The following is a 15,176-nucleotide window of genomic DNA, read 5'->3' on the forward strand; positions in this document are numbered from 1 at the left end:
GGTCGCCGCGTGGCTGGCGCCCGGTCCGGCCAGGCTCGATGTGCAGGTGGCGGGCGTGCTGGCCGGCGGCGGCCGCGGCGCGGCGGTGCTGTCGGTCAACGGCGGCCCGCCGCAGGCCTACGCGATCGGCGACAAGCTCACCCGTTCGGCGCGCCTGGTCGGCATCGACGCGCAGGCGCTGATCGTCGAGCATGGCGGGCGCGAGGTCCGGTTGCCGCTGCCGACGCAGGCCGGCGACGACGGCGAAGGCATCAAGCGGGTGCCGTAGCGCCTCGGGTCAGAGGCCGAGCTCGGACAGTCCCGGATGATCGTCGGGGCGCCGGCCCAGGGGCCAGCGGAACTTGCGGTCGGCCTCCTGGATCGGCAGGTCGTTGATGCAGGCGTAGCGGCGCGTCATCAGGCCGTCCTCGCCGAACTCCCAGTTCTCGTTGCCGTACGACCGGAACCAGTTGCCGGAATCGTCGTGCCACTCATAGGCATAGCGCACCGCGATGCGGTTGCCGTCGTGGGCCCACAGTTCCTTGATGAGGCGGTAGTCCAGTTCCCTGGCCCATTTGCGGGCCAGGAAGGCGCGCGCTTCCTCGCGGCTGTTGACGAACTCGGCGCGGTTGCGCCAGCGCGTATCCAGGCTGTAGGCCAGCGCCACCTTGTCGGGGTCGCGGCTGTTCCAGCCGTCTTCGGCCAGGCGCACTTTCTGTATCGCGCTGTCGCGGGTGAAGGGAGGAAGAGGAGGGCGGGTGGTGGGGGTCGATGTCATCGCGCAGGCCTCGCAGGCGGGTGGGAAAAACGGGAACGCCACGGGCATGGCCGGGCGCTAGGGTCGGGCGGCGCCATCGCCTCAGTCGCCGGGACCCAGCAGCGTGGCGGCGGCGCGGCGCGCGCTGTCGGCGATGGCCGGATCGCGCGAGACCAGCGCCACGGCGATGGCGCCGTCGACCAGCACCAGCAGCTGCGCGGCGGCTTCGTCGGATTCGGGCAGCGCGGCCGCCCGGACCAGCGCGCGGATGTGATCGAGCAGCCGCGCCTTGTGTTCGCGCGCCACCGCCAGCACCGGGCTGGCCTCGTCGCCGATCTCGCCGGCGGCGTTCAGGAAGGCGCAGCCGCGGAAGTCCGCGCTGGCGAACCATTCGCGCAAGGCGTCGAACATGGACAGCAGCCGCGCCCTGGGCGTGGCCGCCCGCGATGTGGCGTCGATGAACCAGCGCATCCAGCGTTCGTCGCGCGCCCGCAGCGCCGCGGCCACCAGCGCGTCCTTGTTCGGGTAGTACTGGTACACGCGCTTGCGCGCCACGCCGGAGGTCTTGACGATGAGATCCATGCCGGTGGCGTGGATGCCGCCGGCGTAGACCAGCCGTTCGGTCGCCTGCAGCAGGCGTTGACGGGCGTCGTCGGCGGGGAGGTCGGGCGTGTCGGACATGATTGAGAATGATCGTTCTATCTGGATTGAGGGCAATCGTAGAACGATCGTTCTCCGCAGTCAAGCGGGTGTGTGGCGCAGGCAGCATCTCCGCACCATTCAGATACATAAGCAAAACTCAAGATGCTTGCTTTATCTGTTAATTAATACTAAAATCATTAGATCGTCACGCAAAGATCCGGAAACTATTTCGGATGCCTGCCAAGGCGTTGGCCGCCAAGCCAACCCAGTCCGCCAGGACCAAGACCGCTCTGGTCCTGGCCTTCCCCCAGGCGGTTCCATTGAAGCTCCATGCTTGGCCGCCGGCTTTTACCCGTCGACGACCCCAGGGCCATGCCCTGGCGCCCGTTCCTGATGCCTCCCTCGCATTGCCACCAGAGCATCCCGGGCGCGCTGGATATCCGAGTCGTTCCCTGCGCAGGGCAGGCCGACATCGCACACAGGAGTACGCACATGTCCCAACTGATCGCCAAGAAACCGCGCTTTGAAGTTCCGCCGCTGAACTGGAAGGCGCCAGGCTCGCGCCCGGACCCCGAAACCTCCTCCCGCCCGGAAACCACCGAGGCCACCCAGGACAAGAACGCGACCCGCGTCCCTGACTGACCCGCTTCAAGGCAAAAACGCCGCGTCGAATCCGACGCGGCGTTTTTTTTGGGCGGCGCGAAGGCGGCTGTCCGCCGTCAGCCGGTGTCTCCGGGCACCACCCGGTTCTTGCCATCCATCTTGGCGCGATAAAGCAGTTCGTCGGCGCGGCGGAACAAGGTGTCGGCCGTGCCGGCTTCGGGCCCGCGCGCCAGGGCCACGCCGAAGCTGGCGGTCAGCCCGAACACCGTGCCGTTCTCCGCCGTCACCCGGGCCTGGGCGATGCGCTGGCGCATGCGTTCGGCCATTTCCACCGCCTGGTCGGCCGTGCCGACGTGGCACAGCACGGCGAATTCCTCGCCGCCCACCCGCGCCACCACGTCCGCCTGCCGCAAGGTCTGCCGGCACAGCTCGGCGACCGTTTTCAGGGCTTCGTCGCCGCTGGCATGGCCGTAGGTGTCGTTGATGCCCTTGAAATCGTCGATGTCGAACAGGATGAAGGCCAGCGCCGCGCCGGCGCCGCGCCATTGCGACAGGGCCTGATCCAGGCGGCTCTCGAAGGCGCGGCGGTTGAGCAGGCCAGTCAGGAAGTCGGTCTCGGCCATGACCGCCAGGTCGACGATCAGGCGGTCGCGTTCCAGTTCGGCGCGCTTGCGCGCGGCGGCGTTGTCCTTGAGCACGCTCAGCGCCTCGAACATGCCGTCGACCTCGCCGCGGTACTTGCCCACCGGAATCGCGGCGGCTGGCGTGCCGTTGGCGATGGCGCCGATGATGCGGGTGGCCTGCACGAACGGCCGGATCACGCGCAGGCGGAATTGCCGCAGCGACAGCATCAGCGCCACCGCCAGCGCGGCGGCGGCCACCAGGGTGATGACCAGCAGCCGGATCGCATGGCGCCGATGCTCGCGCATGCTCGCCTCCATCTGGTCCAGCATCAGGTCGCGGAACTGGCTGATGGCATGCATCAGCGGCACGTAGGTCGCGGCCAGCTCGCGCGCGCTGATGGTGGCGCCGCCGGGTTGCAGCGCCGCCATGTCGCGCACCTCCGCCAGATAGCGCATGCCCTCGCCGAAATAGAAGTGCCGCAGGTCGCCATAGGCCAGCGACGCGCGCAGGTCCGGCCGCGCCGCCAGCCGCATTTCCAGCAGGTCGTGCAACTGGTCGATGCGCCCCAACACCCGCTCCATGCGGTATTCGTCGGATTCGGTCAGTTGGCGGTGCTTGGCCAGCGCCGGCGTGAAGGTCGAACCCAGCAGGCCCGCCTGTTCGCGCAGCTCGCTCGCCAGCAGCGCCAGGGTCAGCAGATTGGGCGCGTCGGCCTCGTTCTGCATCACCACGCCGGCGCTCTCGGCCATCGCCGCCTGCAGCTCGGGCACCAGCGCCACCATGCCGTTCACCGCCGCCAGCACGCGCTGGCCCGAGATGTCGGCGCGCGGCGTGGCGATCAGCGCGTCGGCGTTGTCGCGGGCCTTGATCAGCGCGTAGCGGATGCGCTGGATGTTGGTGAATTCCCGCGCGCTGTTCGGATTGAGCGGGGCGCGGTAAAGCGCCAGCAGGTCGGCGATGCGGGTATCGCTGCGCTCGCGCGCCGCCCGCAGCTCATCCAGCAGCGATTCGGCGACCGGGTAGTCGGCGCCCAGGGCGGCATTCATGGGGCCGCGCTCGGCGGACACCGTTTCCATGGCCGTGATGGTGGTGCGGACGATGGCGAAGGCGCGCAGCGCGTCGCCGGTGGCGAGATAGGCGGCGCGGCTCTGGAGCAGCAGGATCCCCGTCAGCACCGACATCGGCAGCAGCACGCCCGCCGCCAATATCAGGAAATAGCGTTCCAGTGACTTGATCGAGAATCTACTGCGCAGCATACGGGTGGGCCGGCCTGATGCGATGTGACTGTGCGCGCAGGATACTGTAATTGCGCGGCCCCCAGGCCCGCCGCGATACATGGCATTGCGTTATCGCCGCTGCCGGCGCAACAGTCTTGCAATTGAATGCAGCCGATTACGCCATGGCGCGAAATTCACGCAATCCGGCTGCCCGCGCGGGTAAAACACGCGCTCGGCGGCCCGCCCGACGGTTCATGGCCGTTCGAGGATGCGCGGCCCCGGTCCGTCGCGGCCCAGCACGTCGTCCGGATTGCGCAGCGGACAGTCCGTGAGCGACAGGCAGCCGCAGCCGATGCAGCTGTCCAGCTCGTCGCGCAGCCGGGTCAGCTTGCGGATGCGTTCATCCAGGTTGGCCCGCCATTGCGACGACAGCGCTTTCCATTGTGCTGGCGTCAGCTTGTTGCCGTCCTGCGGGAAGCGCGACATGGCCTCGCGGATTTCCTCCAGCGGAATGCCGGTGCGTTGTGCCACCTTGATGATGGCGATGTAGCGCAGCACGATGCCGGGAAAGCGGCGCTGGTTGCCGCCGCTGCGCGAGCTCTGGATCAAGCCCTTGGCTTCGTAGAAGTGGATCGTCGAGACCGGCACGCCGCTGCGCCGGGCGACTTCGCCCACCGTCATGAGCCGCGTGATGTCGATCGGCTTGTCGCCCGCCATGGAAGTTGACCTCAAGTTAGGTTGAGGTCTTATAGTCCGTCGCGCCGGATTTGGCAACCCGCCGGATCCGCATGCCGCCCCGTCCGCCGGGCGGGGCAGCGCCGACCATCAGGAACAGGACCCATGCAGACGCCGCAGTACATCGAATCCCTGCTTCAGAGCTCTTGGCTCTGGTTCATCGCCCGGCTGTGCCTGGCGGTGGTGTTCATCGCCTCGGGCGCCGCCAAGCTGATCGACTTTCCGGGCGGGGTGGCGGAAATGCGCGGCGCCGGGCTGGAGCCGGCGCGGCTGTTCAATATCGCGGTGGCGGCGCTGATGCTGGCCGGTTCGATCCTGATCCTGGCGGACCGCGCGGTCTGGCTGGCCGCCGCCGCGCTGGCGGTGTTCCTGGCGCTGACGATCTTCATCGTGCACGCCTTCTGGCGCCTGCCCGAACCGCAGGCCAAGCTGGCCCTGTTTTTCGCGCTGGAGCACGTGTCGGTCATCGGCGGCCTGTTCGCGGCCGCCATCGCCAGCCACTACCGGGCGCTGGCGGCGGCCTAGGGGGTGCCGTGCAGCACCACGCGGTTGCGGCCCTGCTGCTTGGCGGCATACAGGGCGGCGTCGGCCGCGTGGAACACCTGCACCACGTCCGGCCCGCTGGTCGGCCACTGCGCCACGCCCGCCGACATCGTGATGCCGCCCACCTGCGGGAATTCGCGTTCGGCGGTGCGCTGGCGCAGCCGCTCGGCCACGATCACCGCTTCTGTCGGCGCCACCCCCGGCAGCAGGATCAGGAATTCCTCGCCGCCGTTGCGGCACAGGATGTCGCCGGGGCGGGAGCAGTCGCGCATCAGCTGGGCGACGTCCTGGATCACCTTGTCGCCCGCGGTGTGGCCGTAGGTGTCGTTGACCTGCTTGAAGTGGTCGATGTCCAGCGCCAGCACCGAGAACGGCGTGCCCGAGGCCTGCAGGTGATCGACCGCGTCCTGCGTGCCGCGCCGGTTGCGCAGGCCGGTCAGCGGGTCGGTGATGCTGGCCAGGTTCAGCTTGCCGATCTTCTCCTGCAGGGTGGTGAAGCTCCAGATCACCGCGCGCTTGAGGCGTTCGGCCTCGAAATACCAGGCGCGCACCGATTTGACCCGTTGCATCGCCACCGCCACGTCATGGTGCTCGACGTTGGTGGCCAGTTGCGACAGCGGCAGCGAGATCTGCCGCGCGCACCACCAGATCGCCAGCAGGAACACCAGCGCCAGCGGCGCGGCGTAGCCCAGCAGCGCCCACAGCAGTTCGCGGATCGGTTCCAGGGTCACGGCGGTGGGGCGCTGGGCCACCACGCCCCAGCCGCTGGCGGGCACTGGCGCGTAGCCGGCCAGCATGTCCACCCCGCGTGAATTGACCACCCGGCGCGCGCCGGCCTGGCCCTCGATCACCGCCTCGATCACCGGATTGCCGCTCACCACCTCGCCGACCCGGCTCGCATCGGTGTGATAGATCAGCCGTCCGTCGCCATCCACCACGTAGAGGTAGGAGCCGTCTTTGTAGTGGTGCAGGCCCAGCAGGTCGTCCAGCGCGCTTTCCTTGCGCAGGTGCAGGGTGCCGGCGATATAGCCCAGGAAGCGGCCATCGGCGGCCAGTATGGGGTAGGACAGGTTGATCAGCAGATTGCCGGCGATCGAGACGTAGGGCTTGGTGATGACCGGATGGCGGCTTTGCAGCGCGGCGCGGCTGCCCGGGCTGTCGATGCGGGTGCCGAGAAAGCTGCGGAAGTCCTGGGTGGTGGCCAGGATCACGCCGTCGGGGCCGACCACGCCGACCGAATTGAAGGTGTCGCTCTGCTCCTGCACCCGCCGCACCTCGGCCGCCAGCATGTCCGGGGCGTTCATGTGCGCCGCGATCTGGCGCGCGCTGTAGCCCAGCTGGCGCTCGGCCGCCTTGAGGAAGCCGCCGGCGCTCTGCGCCAGCTTGGCGGCGTAGACGCGGTTCGCTTCCAGGGTGGTGGTGATGAGCTGTTCGCGCTGCAGCCGGTAGCTGGCGTACAGGGCATTGGCGGTAGCGGCGATGGCGCTGAATATCGTAAGCGCGAGCACCAGGCCGCGTAGATTGATTCGCATGGGGAGCACAGCAGGCATGGGTCTCGTTATGGGCGCGGCGCTGCGGTGTGCCGGCAGGCGCCATTGTATGCAAGCGCGCGCCGGGTCTCCCCGGGATCGAGCGGGTGTGGCTGGCGCGCTACGGTGTTTCGTCCCCGGATGGCGTGTCCAGCAGGCGCGCCGCGCGCGACCGGGGCGCGGCGCCGGCCCGGAAATACCCCATGACGGTGGCCACGCTGGCATGGCCGGTCATGGCCATGGCGTCGCCCAGCGGCACATTCTGGCGTCCGGCCTCGGTCACGAAGCCCGAGCGCAGGCTGTGGGCCGAGAAATCGCCCTCGATACCCGCCAGCCGGCAGCGCTCCTGGACGATGGCGCGCACCGCGGCGGCGGCCAGCGGCTCGCCGATCACGTCGCCGCGGCGGATGCGGCGGAACAGCGCGCCCTGGCGGATGCCGCTGGCGGCCAGCCAGGCGTCCAGGGCCCGCGCCGCCGCGCCGGCGATCGGCTTGCGGTCCTGGGCGCGGTCGGCGCCGGACTGGTTGGTCTTGGAGTGCGACAGCAGATAGAGGTAGTCCTCGCCCACCTTGCGGGTGTTCTCGACGGTGGCCCCGACCACCTCGGAGCGCCGCCGGCCGCCGCTGGACCAGGCGAACAGCAGCAACGCCCGGTCGCGCTGGCCGCGCAGGGAGTCGTCGCAGGTGTCCAGCAGGGCCTGCAGCGGCTCGCGCGTCAGGGCGTCCTTGCGGGCCGGCGTCGCGCCGCGGCGGGCGTAGGCGCGGCGGGTACGGGCCAGCAGCTCGCGCACGGCGGCGGCGCGGCAGGGGTTGGGCAGCCCGGCCAGTTCATGGGCCTTGGACAGCACCGACAGCCGCTGCAGCAGCGTGTTCAGGCTGGGCGGCCCGAGCCGGCCCTTGGCCTTGAGCCGCACCAGCTCGCTGTCCAGCGCCGGCGGCAGTTCCGAGGTCAGCCCGTGGGCGCCGGTGCGCTGGGCGTGGTCCACCACGAACTGGATCACCGCCGCCTCGGACAGGGGCAGGGCCAGCGGCTGGCCATAGCGCAGGCCGAACCAGGCCGACCAGTAGCGGATCGCGGCGCGATAGCTGGCGGCCGTATTGGGCGAACTGCCTTCGCGCAGCAGGTCGCGCATGGCGGCGTCGGCCTGGCGGTCGAGCGCGCGGGGGTCCAGCAGGGGCAGCGGGGCCGGGGAGGAGGGCAGCATGCGGGGCGGGAAATGACCGGGATCGCGGAGCCTGGCGTGGCAACGCCCGTGGATACTATCATTCCGCTACGTCGCTACCCGCCCCGAAGGTGCTGCCCGGATGCATGATTCCACCTACCGCATGATCGCCGCGCTGCGGATGCGCCAGTTCGAATTGCTGACGGTGCTGGCGGACACCGGCAGCATGCGCGCCGCGGGCGAGAAGCTCTGCGTGAGCACCGCCGCGGTCAGCAAGGGCCTGGGAGAAATCGAGACGCTGCTGGGCATCACCGTGTTCGAGCGCCATGGCCGCGGCGTGAGCCTGACGCGCGACGGCGACATCCTGGTGCACCGCGCCCGCCTGCTGCTGTCCGAGGTGGCCAATCTGGCCGATGACCTGCGCGACCGCAAGCTGGGACACGATGCGGTCCTGCGCATCGGCGCGCCGCCCTTCATCGCCTGGTCGCTGCTGCCCGACGTGCTGCGCGGCATGGCGGGCGACGCGGGATTGCCGCCGGTGCAGATCGTCGAAGGCCGCCTGGACGACACGCAGCGCAAGCTCGAAAGCGGCGAGATCGACGTCCTGCTGACCATGAACACCTCGTCCGAGCTTGGCGGGCTGTGCCAGGAGGGGCTGATGATCCGGCCGGTGGGCCGGGAACAGTGGATCGTGGTGTGCGCCGGCGATCACCCGCTGGCCCTGGCGCCGCGCGCGGCGCCGTGGACCTGGCGCGAACTGAAACAGCAGGCCTGGGTATTGCCGGCCCGGCCGACGCAGGCCCGGCTGATGATCGAGCAGTTGCTGCTGGACCACAACCTGCCGCCCATCGCGCCCGCCATCGAGTCCATGAACGCCATCACCAATCTCAAGCTGGTCGAACGCCGGCTGGGCCTGAGCCTGCTGGCCCGGCGCACGGTGGAGGAGCGCCTGGCCCGCGGCAGCCTGGTGGCGCTACCGGTCGAGGCGCTGCCGGAGCCGATCCCGATCGTGATGGTGTACCGGACGCCGTGGCACCAGGACGACATCATCGAGCGCTTTCACGATGCCGCGCACGCGCTCCTGCAGGCCGCCACCAGCGCCTCGGCCGACATGCCGTCGGGCAGCAGCGCGGCCAGCAGGTCATTGCGGTCGCGGAACGATTCGGCGTAGACCGCCTCCAGCAGGGTGATGCAGGCGGACAGCAGCGGGCAATCGATGCCCAAGAGGCGCGCCAGCCGTTCCTGGAACACCAGGCCGAACGGCACGTCCTCCAGCACGTAGCGATGCGCCAGCCGGGCCGGGCCGAGCGGGCCGGCGCCGCGTGCGTCGATGGCCCGCGCGATGTCCTCCAACGGGCCCAGCGGCACGTGGTACGAGCGCGAGTAATGCTGCGCCAGGGTCGGCAGCGTGAATCCCAGCGCCCCGGCCAGCGCCAGCCGTTCCCCATCCAGCGCCTGCGCCATGTTGGCGACCACGCCGGTGAAGTGGCCGAACAGCGGCCAGGCCTCGCCGCGGTCCATCCGGGTGAGGTTGGGGATCACCTCCGCCGCATGCGCGATCGGGTTGATGTTGGCCAGGGTGCTGGCCAGCAGGTTGTCGACCGGCGTGAACCGGTCGCCGAACAGGGTCCGGCAATCGGCCAGCGCGTCGCCGCCGCCCTCGGACGGGGCCAGCCAGGCCATGCCGATCTGGCCGCGCGGCGCGTTCAGGTGCAGGCGGCCGTCAGGCAGGAAGTGGGCGGTGGTGAGGGTCGTGCTCCAGCCGACCGCGGTGACGTCGGCGCCATGCGCCGCCGCCGTCCGCCGCAGCCACAGAGGCAGCAGCGACAGGGCGCCGCTGACGATCAGGGTCTGGCCGTCGCGCCAGTAGGGCGCCGCGTCTTGCAGGACCTGCCGGTACTGGGACGCGGGCAGGCAGATGAAGACATGGCTGTAGTCCGACAGGTCGGCCAGCCGCGCCAGCCGTTCCACCGCCACGGCGCCCTCCAGCGCGCCGACGCAGTCGAAGCGCGCCCGGCCGGGCTCGGCATGCGGCCGCAGGCGCCGCCCGGTGGGCGACCACATCGCCACCGGCAGGCCGCTGGCCCGCAGATAGGCCGCCGTGGCGCAGCCGATGCCGCCGGCCCCGACGATCGCGATACGGAAATCGTTGCGCGGCATGTCATTTCACCGAGATGTGGCGGTCGCTGATGATCTTGCCCCAGCGCTGGTTTTCACGCGTGGTGTAGTCGCGCAGCTCGGCCGGACTGGTGCCCATCACGATCACGCCCTGGTGGATCAGCTTCTGCCGCAGGTCGGCGTCGCCGAGCGCCTTGACCAGGGCGCCGTGGAGCCGGTCGATCACCGGGGCGGGAGTGCGCGCCGGCACGAACAGGGCGAAGGCGGTGGCGATCTCGAAGTCCTTGACGCCGGATTCGGCCACGGTCGGCGCCTCGGGCAGCAATGGCGAGCGCTGATCGCTGGAGACGGCCAGGGGCAGCAGCCGGCCCGACTTCAGGAACGGCAGCGAGACGCCCAGGTCCAGGAAGGCCATGTCGACTTCGCCGCTCATCACCGCCGTGGCGGCCGGCCCGCCGCCCTGGTAGGGAATGTGGGTCATCTCGATGCCGGTCAGGGCCATCAGCTGTTCGGCCGCCAGGTGGCTGGTGGACCCCTGGCCGCCCGAGGCGAAGGTCAGCCGGCCCGGCTTTTCGCGCGCCAGCGCCAGCAGTTGCGCCAGGGTCTTGACCTTCAGCGCGGGGTTGACGGTCAGCACCAGCGGGCTGGCGCCCAGCAGCGACACCGGCGCCAGGTCGCGTTCATGCTGGTACGGCAGCTGCTTGTACAGGTGCGGGCCGATCACGAAGGTGCTGTTGGTGGCGAGCAGGGTGGTGTAGCCGTCCGGCGCCGCGCGCACCGCCTGGGCGTGGCCGATCGAGCCGTTGGCGCCCGATTTGTTCTCGATCACGATGGGCTGGCCCAGCTCCTTGGCCAGGACGGTGCCCAGCTGGCGCGCCAGCAGATCCACCGCGCCGCCCGGCGGCCACGGCACGATCAGGTTGACGGGCCGTTGCGGGTAGGCGCCCGCGGCCGTGGCGGACTGGGCGCCGGCGTTGCCGCCCCATAGCAGGCAGAACGGAAGCAGCAAGGTTGCCAGGCGGATACTGCGCGGGAGGATCATGGCCATCTCCAGGGATTGACGGCCACAGTGTAGGAAGGCGGCGCGGGGCCGGCCATCGACAAATGGTCAACGCGCCTTAACGGGACGTTGAGCGTGCGGCGACGACGCTATACCGGGGTGACCGGCCCCCGTCCGAAGAACACGCCCTCCAGATTCAGCATGAAGATCCCGAACTGGGCGTCGATCGCCTCCGGCGACCAGCCGCCCACGTGCGGGGTCAGCAGCAGGCGGTCCTGCGCGATCAGTGCCGGGGGCGGGGCGGGTTCGCTTTCATAGACATCCAGCGCCGCCCCGGCGATGCCGCCGGACGCCAGCGCGGCGGCCAGGGCCTGCGTATCCACGATGCTGCCCCGGCCGACATTGACCAGATAGCCGCCCGGGCCGAGCTCCCGCAGCACGGCCGCATTGACCATGTGCCGCGTCGCCGCGCCGCCGGGCATGGCGCAGACCAGCACGTCGCACCAGTGCGCCAGCGCCAGCGCGTCATCGAAGTACTGATAGTCGAATTCCCGCCGCGCGCGGCGGTTGTGGTAGCCGACCGCCATCCTGAAAGCCTGGGCGCGGCCGGCGATGCGTTCGCCCACCGAGCCCAGGCCCAGGATGCCGAGGCGCTTGCCCGAGACGTTGGTGGGCAGGGCGATGGCCGTGCGCCAGACGCCTGCGCGGCACAGCCGGTCCAGGGTGCGGAAATCGCGCATCGCCGCGATTACCATGCCCATGGCGTGGTCCGCGACGCATTCGTCGTTGGCGCCGCGCCCGTTGGTCACCCAGATGCCGCGGGCCTGGGCCGCCGCCACATCGATGTTCTCGTAGCCGGCGCCCATGCTGGCGACCAGCCTGAGGCGGGGCAGCCGGTCCATTTCATCGGCGCGCAGCCCCAGCAGGCCGATGGTCAGCACCGCCTCGAATTCGGCGCCGCGGGTCTGCACGACGCGGGCCCGCTCTTCGGGCGTCAGCGCGAAGGTGGGTTGATGGCGCTGCCGCAGGGCCGCCTCTTGCGCGGGACCCAGCTCGCAGAGCACCAGAACGGAAATGCTCATAGACGGATTGCTCTCTCTGAAACTGCCACGATCTGCTCCTTGCTGTGCGTGTCGGGGTGCGACTGTAGTGGCCCGCTCAATGAAGAACAATCGCTAAAATCAACCGGAATTATTCAAAAAAACTGATCAATGACTTCCGACATCAATTTCAATCTGCTCCGCGCCTTTCTCCTGATCGCGGAGACCAGGAGCTTTCGCGGCGCGTCGGAACAGGCGCATCGCTCGCAGTCGGCGATCAGCGCGCAGATCAAATTGCTCGAGGCGCAGGTGGGCGCCGAGCTGTTCCACCGCACCACGCGCAGCGTCCAGCTGACGGCGGCCGGCAAGCAGCTGTTCGACGCCGCCCGGCGCGGCGTGCGCGAGGTCGAGGCGGGGGTGAGGGAGGTGCGGGAGACGCTGGCCCTGCAGGCCGGCCACGTGGCGGTCGCGGCCACGCCGATTGCCGCCGCCGCGTTGCTGCCGCCCGTGCTGGCCCGCTTCGAGACCCTGTATCCCGGCGTCCGGATGTCGGTGCGCGAGCGGCAGTCGGCGGACGTGCAGGCCCAGGTGCTGCAGGGCGAGGTGGATTTCGGCGTGGTGCCCGGTCCGATGGGCGCCGAATGCGAGTTCGAGCCGCTGGTGACCGAAGAGATCTGCGCGCTGATGGCGCCCCGTCTGTGCCCGGACGCGGCGGACCCGATGCCGTTGAAGGACGTCGCCCGCTTGCCCTTGCTGCTGCTCAGCGACGCCACGTCGCTGCGCATCCTGCTGGACCAGGCGGCGGCGCGGGCGCGCATCCGCCTGACGCCGAAGTACGAATGCATACAGGCCCATACCTTGATCGCGATGGCCGCGGCCGGGCTGGGCGTGGCCATTCTTCCGCGGCTGGCTTTGCCCGCCAGGCCCCCCAAGGGGCTGCGGATCTGCCGGTTGTCGCCATCGCTGACGCGCCAGATGGGGCTCCTGACCCTGCGGGGGCGCCGGCTGGCGCCCGCCGCCGACAAGCTGGCCGCCCTGGTTCGGGAGGCCGCGGCGAAGGTGGTCGCGCGCTAGGGTTGCCGCCGGGTCGTCGCCGCGCCGCGATGCTCGTCTCGCAACCGATGATTGCTTCCCCAAGGCCGCCATCGTCGCATCGTGGGGCGGCGACAACGGATCGCCTTTAAACTGTGTCTCTTTGCCAGATGCCGGAATCGTTGCCCATGAAAGTCCCCCGAGTCGATGACAAGCCGCCGCGCCCGCCGCGTACCAAACCCGCGGAGGTCCGGCTGGAGGAATTGATGGCCGCCGCCGAAAAGCTGTTCCTGGCCAACGGGGTCGAAGCCACCACCATCAATGCGATCGTGGAAGAGGCCCAGGTCGCCAAGGGCACGTTCTACCACTACTTCTCCGCCAAGACCGACATGCTGGCGGCGTTGGCCCAGCGTTACACGCGCCAGTACCTGGAAGCGCTCGAACGCGCCGTCGATGCCTGTGCCGCGGATGACTGGGTGGGCAAACTGGGGGCGTGGGTGCATGCCAGCGTCCAGACCTACGCCGACACCTACCGCACGCACGACATCGTCTACAGCAATCACCACCACCACGACCGCCAGAACCGCGACAAGAATGCCATCCTGGACCAGCTGCTCGGCATCCTGGAAGGGGGCAGGGCCGCCGGGGTGTGGGCGCTGCCCCGACCCCGGATCACGGCGCTGCTGATCTATTCGGGCGTGCATGGCGTGACGGACGACGCCATCGCGGCACGCCTGGAGGATTGCTCGGAATTCGCCCGTGACGTTGCCGCGGACTGCCTGTGCATGCTGGGCGTGCCGCCGCCAGCCATGTCTATGCGCTCCCCGCCAGCGCGTTGACCAGCGGGGCGACGCAGGGCGCCTGCGCCAGATCGTTGATCCGCGCGGCGACAAGGGGGGCGGCGCGGCGCATGGCGGCGCTGGCGGACAGGCTGCAGCACAGCATGAATTTGCGTTCGAGCGCGGCCTGGTCGAGCGGGTTTTCCGGCCATCCCCGTCCATACGCGGCCGCCACCACGACCGGCGCGGCATCGGCAGGCCGGATCTCCAGGCGGCAGGCATCGAAGCGCGCCAGCGAGGGATCTTCGATGATCTCCACCCGTTGCGCCAACGCCTGCACGGCCGGTTCCCGGGCCGCCCTGGCGGTGAACTGCGCCGGGGTGGCGGCGCCGCGCAGCAGGGCATTGGCCACGATATAGCGGGCGCTGAACTGCGCATCGATTTCGGCGGTTTCCGCCGGGGCATAGGGCGCGCCGCACACCATGCGCATGGTGGGCGACACATGCAGCCGCAAGGTGCTGCCAGCCAGCCGCGGTCGCGGCAGTTCATGGCGACGCGCCAGCAATGCGTCCGTCAGCGCCAGCAGGATGCTGCAATGCGGGTAGGGCTTGAAGCAAGTCGCCTCGCGCCCCAGGTAGCGGTGCCCCAGATCGGCCGTCAAGGCGCTCAAGTCCGGCTCACCCGGCGCGTAGAGTCGGAAAAAGCCATTTTCGCCGCCCAGGATGCGGCGGGGGCCGGTCAGGCCGGCCTGCGCCATTTGCGCGGCTTCGATCGCGTGGCGCGCCACCATGGCCTGGCCGATGCGGACCGCAAGGACCTTGTCCTGATAGTGCTGGAAGGTGCCGATGCCGGAATCGAACGCCAGCCCCACCGCCGACGTGAAGGATTCGCGCGGCAGGCGCAACAGCCTGGCCGCGATGACGGCGCCGGAGAACAGGCCCAGGACATTGGAATCGAAGCCGCGGTAGAAGAAACCGTGGGCCTGCGCGGCCAGATTGATACGCTGGCCGACATCCTGGCCGATGGCCAGCGCCGCGAGCAATTCGCGCCCGGAGGCGCCGCAGTGCTCCGCCATGGCCAGCGCGACCGGAATATCCGAGGAGCTTGGATGCCAGCCCGGAGAGATCACGTCGCAGAAATCCAGCGCCCGCGCGCGCACGGCATTGACGAAGGCCGCCTGGCCCGCGGCCAGGCGGGTGTCGGTGCCCAGCACGGTGGCTTCCTCGGCGCCGCTCCAGCGCCGCGCCAGCGACAGGGCGGCGTCGACCCCGGAGGCGTCGTAACCCGCGGCCAGGCAGGCCAGGTGGTCGAGCAGGCGCAGACGCTGGAACGCCAGGGTGGCAGGCGGGATATGGTCGCTGTGGACCGCGTGGGCGGCGTCGAGCAAGGGTGAGATCGGATCCTGGGCGTACATGG

General features: G+C 69.9%; 16 protein-coding genes. 6 read left to right on the forward strand and 10 right to left on the reverse strand.

All coding sequences use genetic code 11. The features are described from left to right. Positions 1–268: type II secretion system protein N (locus H0523_RS18655; protein ID WP_306670202.1), on the forward strand; the 268-nt coding region annotated here is incomplete at its 5' end. Positions 269–277: 9 nt separating this feature from the next. Here the strand turns inward: H0523_RS18655 and H0523_RS18660 are convergent. Together H0523_RS18660 and H0523_RS18665 are read right to left on the reverse strand one after the other, a co-directional pair. Next, entirely contained in the window at positions 278–757 is a 480-nt protein-coding gene (locus H0523_RS18660; protein ID WP_054430655.1) for a nuclear transport factor 2 family protein, read from the reverse strand. An 81-nt stretch (positions 758–838) separates the two neighbouring features. Continuing rightward, positions 839–1,417 carry a TetR/AcrR family transcriptional regulator gene (locus H0523_RS18665; protein WP_054430355.1) on the reverse strand — a complete coding sequence of 193 codons (579 nt, stop codon included), beginning with the start codon at positions 1,415–1,417 and terminating at the stop codon, positions 839–841. A gap of 453 nt (positions 1,418–1,870) precedes the next feature. On the opposite strand from H0523_RS18665, the gene H0523_RS18670 reads away from it, so the two are divergent. Further along, entirely contained in the window at positions 1,871–2,020 is a 150-nt protein-coding gene (locus tag H0523_RS18670) for a hypothetical protein (RefSeq protein WP_180180120.1), read from the forward strand. A gap of 77 nt (positions 2,021–2,097) precedes the next feature. Here the strand turns inward: H0523_RS18670 and H0523_RS18675 are convergent, their stop codons facing one another. Both H0523_RS18675 and soxR read right to left on the reverse strand, forming a co-directional pair. Further along, positions 2,098–3,861: a GGDEF domain-containing protein gene (locus tag H0523_RS18675; protein WP_054430356.1), complete on the reverse strand. Its 1,764-nt coding sequence runs from the start codon at positions 3,859–3,861 to the stop codon at positions 2,098–2,100. A gap of 213 nt (positions 3,862–4,074) precedes the next feature. Next, positions 4,075–4,539, reverse strand: coding sequence for a redox-sensitive transcriptional activator SoxR (gene soxR / locus H0523_RS18680; protein ID WP_054430357.1), 465 nt, complete (start codon positions 4,537–4,539; stop codon positions 4,075–4,077). A 123-nt stretch (positions 4,540–4,662) separates the two neighbouring features. Between soxR and H0523_RS18685 the strand changes: the two genes are divergently transcribed. Beyond that, entirely contained in the window at positions 4,663–5,082 is a 420-nt protein-coding gene (locus H0523_RS18685) for a DoxX family protein (protein WP_054430358.1), read from the forward strand. Here the strand turns inward: H0523_RS18685 and H0523_RS18690 are convergent. After that, on the reverse strand, positions 5,079–6,632 hold the full coding sequence (locus H0523_RS18690) for a sensor domain-containing diguanylate cyclase (RefSeq protein WP_054430359.1): 1,554 nt from the start codon (positions 6,630–6,632) through the stop codon (positions 5,079–5,081). The genes H0523_RS18685 and H0523_RS18690 overlap by 4 nt on opposite strands. A gap of 118 nt (positions 6,633–6,750) precedes the next feature. Further along, positions 6,751–7,833 carry a site-specific integrase gene (locus tag H0523_RS18695; protein WP_054430360.1) on the reverse strand — a complete coding sequence of 361 codons (1,083 nt, stop codon included), beginning with the start codon at positions 7,831–7,833 and terminating at the stop codon, positions 6,751–6,753. 100 nt (positions 7,834–7,933) lie between these two features. Here H0523_RS18695 and H0523_RS18700 point away from each other — a divergent pair, with 100 nt between their 5' ends. Continuing rightward, positions 7,934–8,962: a LysR family transcriptional regulator gene (locus tag H0523_RS18700; RefSeq protein WP_054430361.1), complete on the forward strand. Its 1,029-nt coding sequence runs from the start codon at positions 7,934–7,936 to the stop codon at positions 8,960–8,962. Here the strand turns inward: H0523_RS18700 and H0523_RS18705 are convergent. The 3 genes from H0523_RS18705 to H0523_RS18715 all read right to left on the reverse strand — a co-directional run bounded on the left by H0523_RS18705 (position 8,851) and on the right by H0523_RS18715 (position 11,991). Further along, a complete protein-coding gene (locus H0523_RS18705; RefSeq protein ID WP_054430362.1) occupies positions 8,851–9,951 on the reverse strand; it encodes an NAD/NADP octopine/nopaline dehydrogenase family protein in 1,101 nt (366 codons plus the stop codon). The two genes, H0523_RS18700 and H0523_RS18705, sit on opposite strands and share 112 nt — an antisense overlap. A gap of 1 nt (position 9,952) precedes the next feature. Continuing rightward, a complete protein-coding gene (locus tag H0523_RS18710; protein WP_054430363.1) occupies positions 9,953–10,951 on the reverse strand; it encodes a Bug family tripartite tricarboxylate transporter substrate binding protein in 999 nt (332 codons plus the stop codon). A 107-nt stretch (positions 10,952–11,058) separates the two neighbouring features. After that, complete coding sequence (locus tag H0523_RS18715; RefSeq protein ID WP_054430364.1) at positions 11,059–11,991, reverse strand: 2-hydroxyacid dehydrogenase; 933 nt, start codon at positions 11,989–11,991, stop codon at positions 11,059–11,061. Between the two features lie 129 nt (positions 11,992–12,120). Between H0523_RS18715 and H0523_RS18720 the strand changes: the two genes are divergently transcribed. Next, the gene (locus H0523_RS18720; protein WP_054430365.1) at positions 12,121–13,023 is read left to right on the forward strand and encodes a LysR family transcriptional regulator; all 903 of its coding nucleotides are present in this window, start codon (positions 12,121–12,123) and stop codon (positions 13,021–13,023) included. 146 nt (positions 13,024–13,169) lie between these two features. Continuing rightward, positions 13,170–13,820 (forward strand): TetR/AcrR family transcriptional regulator, encoded by a 651-nt coding sequence (locus H0523_RS18725; RefSeq protein ID WP_156333409.1) that lies wholly within the window; start codon positions 13,170–13,172, stop codon positions 13,818–13,820. Here H0523_RS18725 and H0523_RS18730 read toward each other — a convergent pair. After that, positions 13,795–15,174, reverse strand: a complete 1,380-nt coding sequence (locus H0523_RS18730; RefSeq protein WP_054430367.1) for an MmgE/PrpD family protein — start codon at positions 15,172–15,174, stop codon at positions 13,795–13,797. The genes H0523_RS18725 and H0523_RS18730 overlap by 26 nt on opposite strands. Between the last annotated feature and the right edge of the window lie 2 nt (positions 15,175–15,176).

The organism is Achromobacter insuavis (assembly GCF_902859645.1).
GTDB lineage: Bacteria > Pseudomonadota > Gammaproteobacteria > Burkholderiales > Burkholderiaceae_B > Achromobacter > Achromobacter insuavis.

What these genes read in the sequence shown, in the direction of transcription:
- H0523_RS18660 (WP_054430655.1), bottom strand. Translation starts at nt 757, where the DNA reads ATGACATCGACCCCCACCACCCGCCCTCCTCTTCCTCCCTTCACCCGC.
- H0523_RS18665 (WP_054430355.1), bottom strand. Translation starts at nt 1,417, where the DNA reads ATGTCCGACACGCCCGACCTCCCCGCCGACGACGCCCGTCAACGCCTG.
- H0523_RS18670 (WP_180180120.1), top strand. Translation starts at nt 1,871, where the DNA reads ATGTCCCAACTGATCGCCAAGAAACCGCGCTTTGAAGTTCCGCCGCTG.
- H0523_RS18675 (WP_054430356.1), bottom strand. Translation starts at nt 3,861, where the DNA reads ATGCTGCGCAGTAGATTCTCGATCAAGTCACTGGAACGCTATTTCCTG.
- soxR (WP_054430357.1), bottom strand. Translation starts at nt 4,539, where the DNA reads ATGGCGGGCGACAAGCCGATCGACATCACGCGGCTCATGACGGTGGGC.
- H0523_RS18685 (WP_054430358.1), top strand. Translation starts at nt 4,663, where the DNA reads ATGCAGACGCCGCAGTACATCGAATCCCTGCTTCAGAGCTCTTGGCTC.
- H0523_RS18690 (WP_054430359.1), bottom strand. Translation starts at nt 6,632, where the DNA reads ATGCGAATCAATCTACGCGGCCTGGTGCTCGCGCTTACGATATTCAGC.
- H0523_RS18695 (WP_054430360.1), bottom strand. Translation starts at nt 7,833, where the DNA reads ATGCTGCCCTCCTCCCCGGCCCCGCTGCCCCTGCTGGACCCCCGCGCG.
- H0523_RS18700 (WP_054430361.1), top strand. Translation starts at nt 7,934, where the DNA reads ATGCATGATTCCACCTACCGCATGATCGCCGCGCTGCGGATGCGCCAG.
- H0523_RS18705 (WP_054430362.1), bottom strand. Translation starts at nt 9,951, where the DNA reads ATGCCGCGCAACGATTTCCGTATCGCGATCGTCGGGGCCGGCGGCATC.
- H0523_RS18710 (WP_054430363.1), bottom strand. Translation starts at nt 10,951, where the DNA reads ATGATCCTCCCGCGCAGTATCCGCCTGGCAACCTTGCTGCTTCCGTTC.
- H0523_RS18715 (WP_054430364.1), bottom strand. Translation starts at nt 11,991, where the DNA reads ATGAGCATTTCCGTTCTGGTGCTCTGCGAGCTGGGTCCCGCGCAAGAG.
- H0523_RS18720 (WP_054430365.1), top strand. Translation starts at nt 12,121, where the DNA reads ATGACTTCCGACATCAATTTCAATCTGCTCCGCGCCTTTCTCCTGATC.
- H0523_RS18725 (WP_156333409.1), top strand. Translation starts at nt 13,170, where the DNA reads ATGAAAGTCCCCCGAGTCGATGACAAGCCGCCGCGCCCGCCGCGTACC.
- H0523_RS18730 (WP_054430367.1), bottom strand. Translation starts at nt 15,174, where the DNA reads ATGTACGCCCAGGATCCGATCTCACCCTTGCTCGACGCCGCCCACGCG.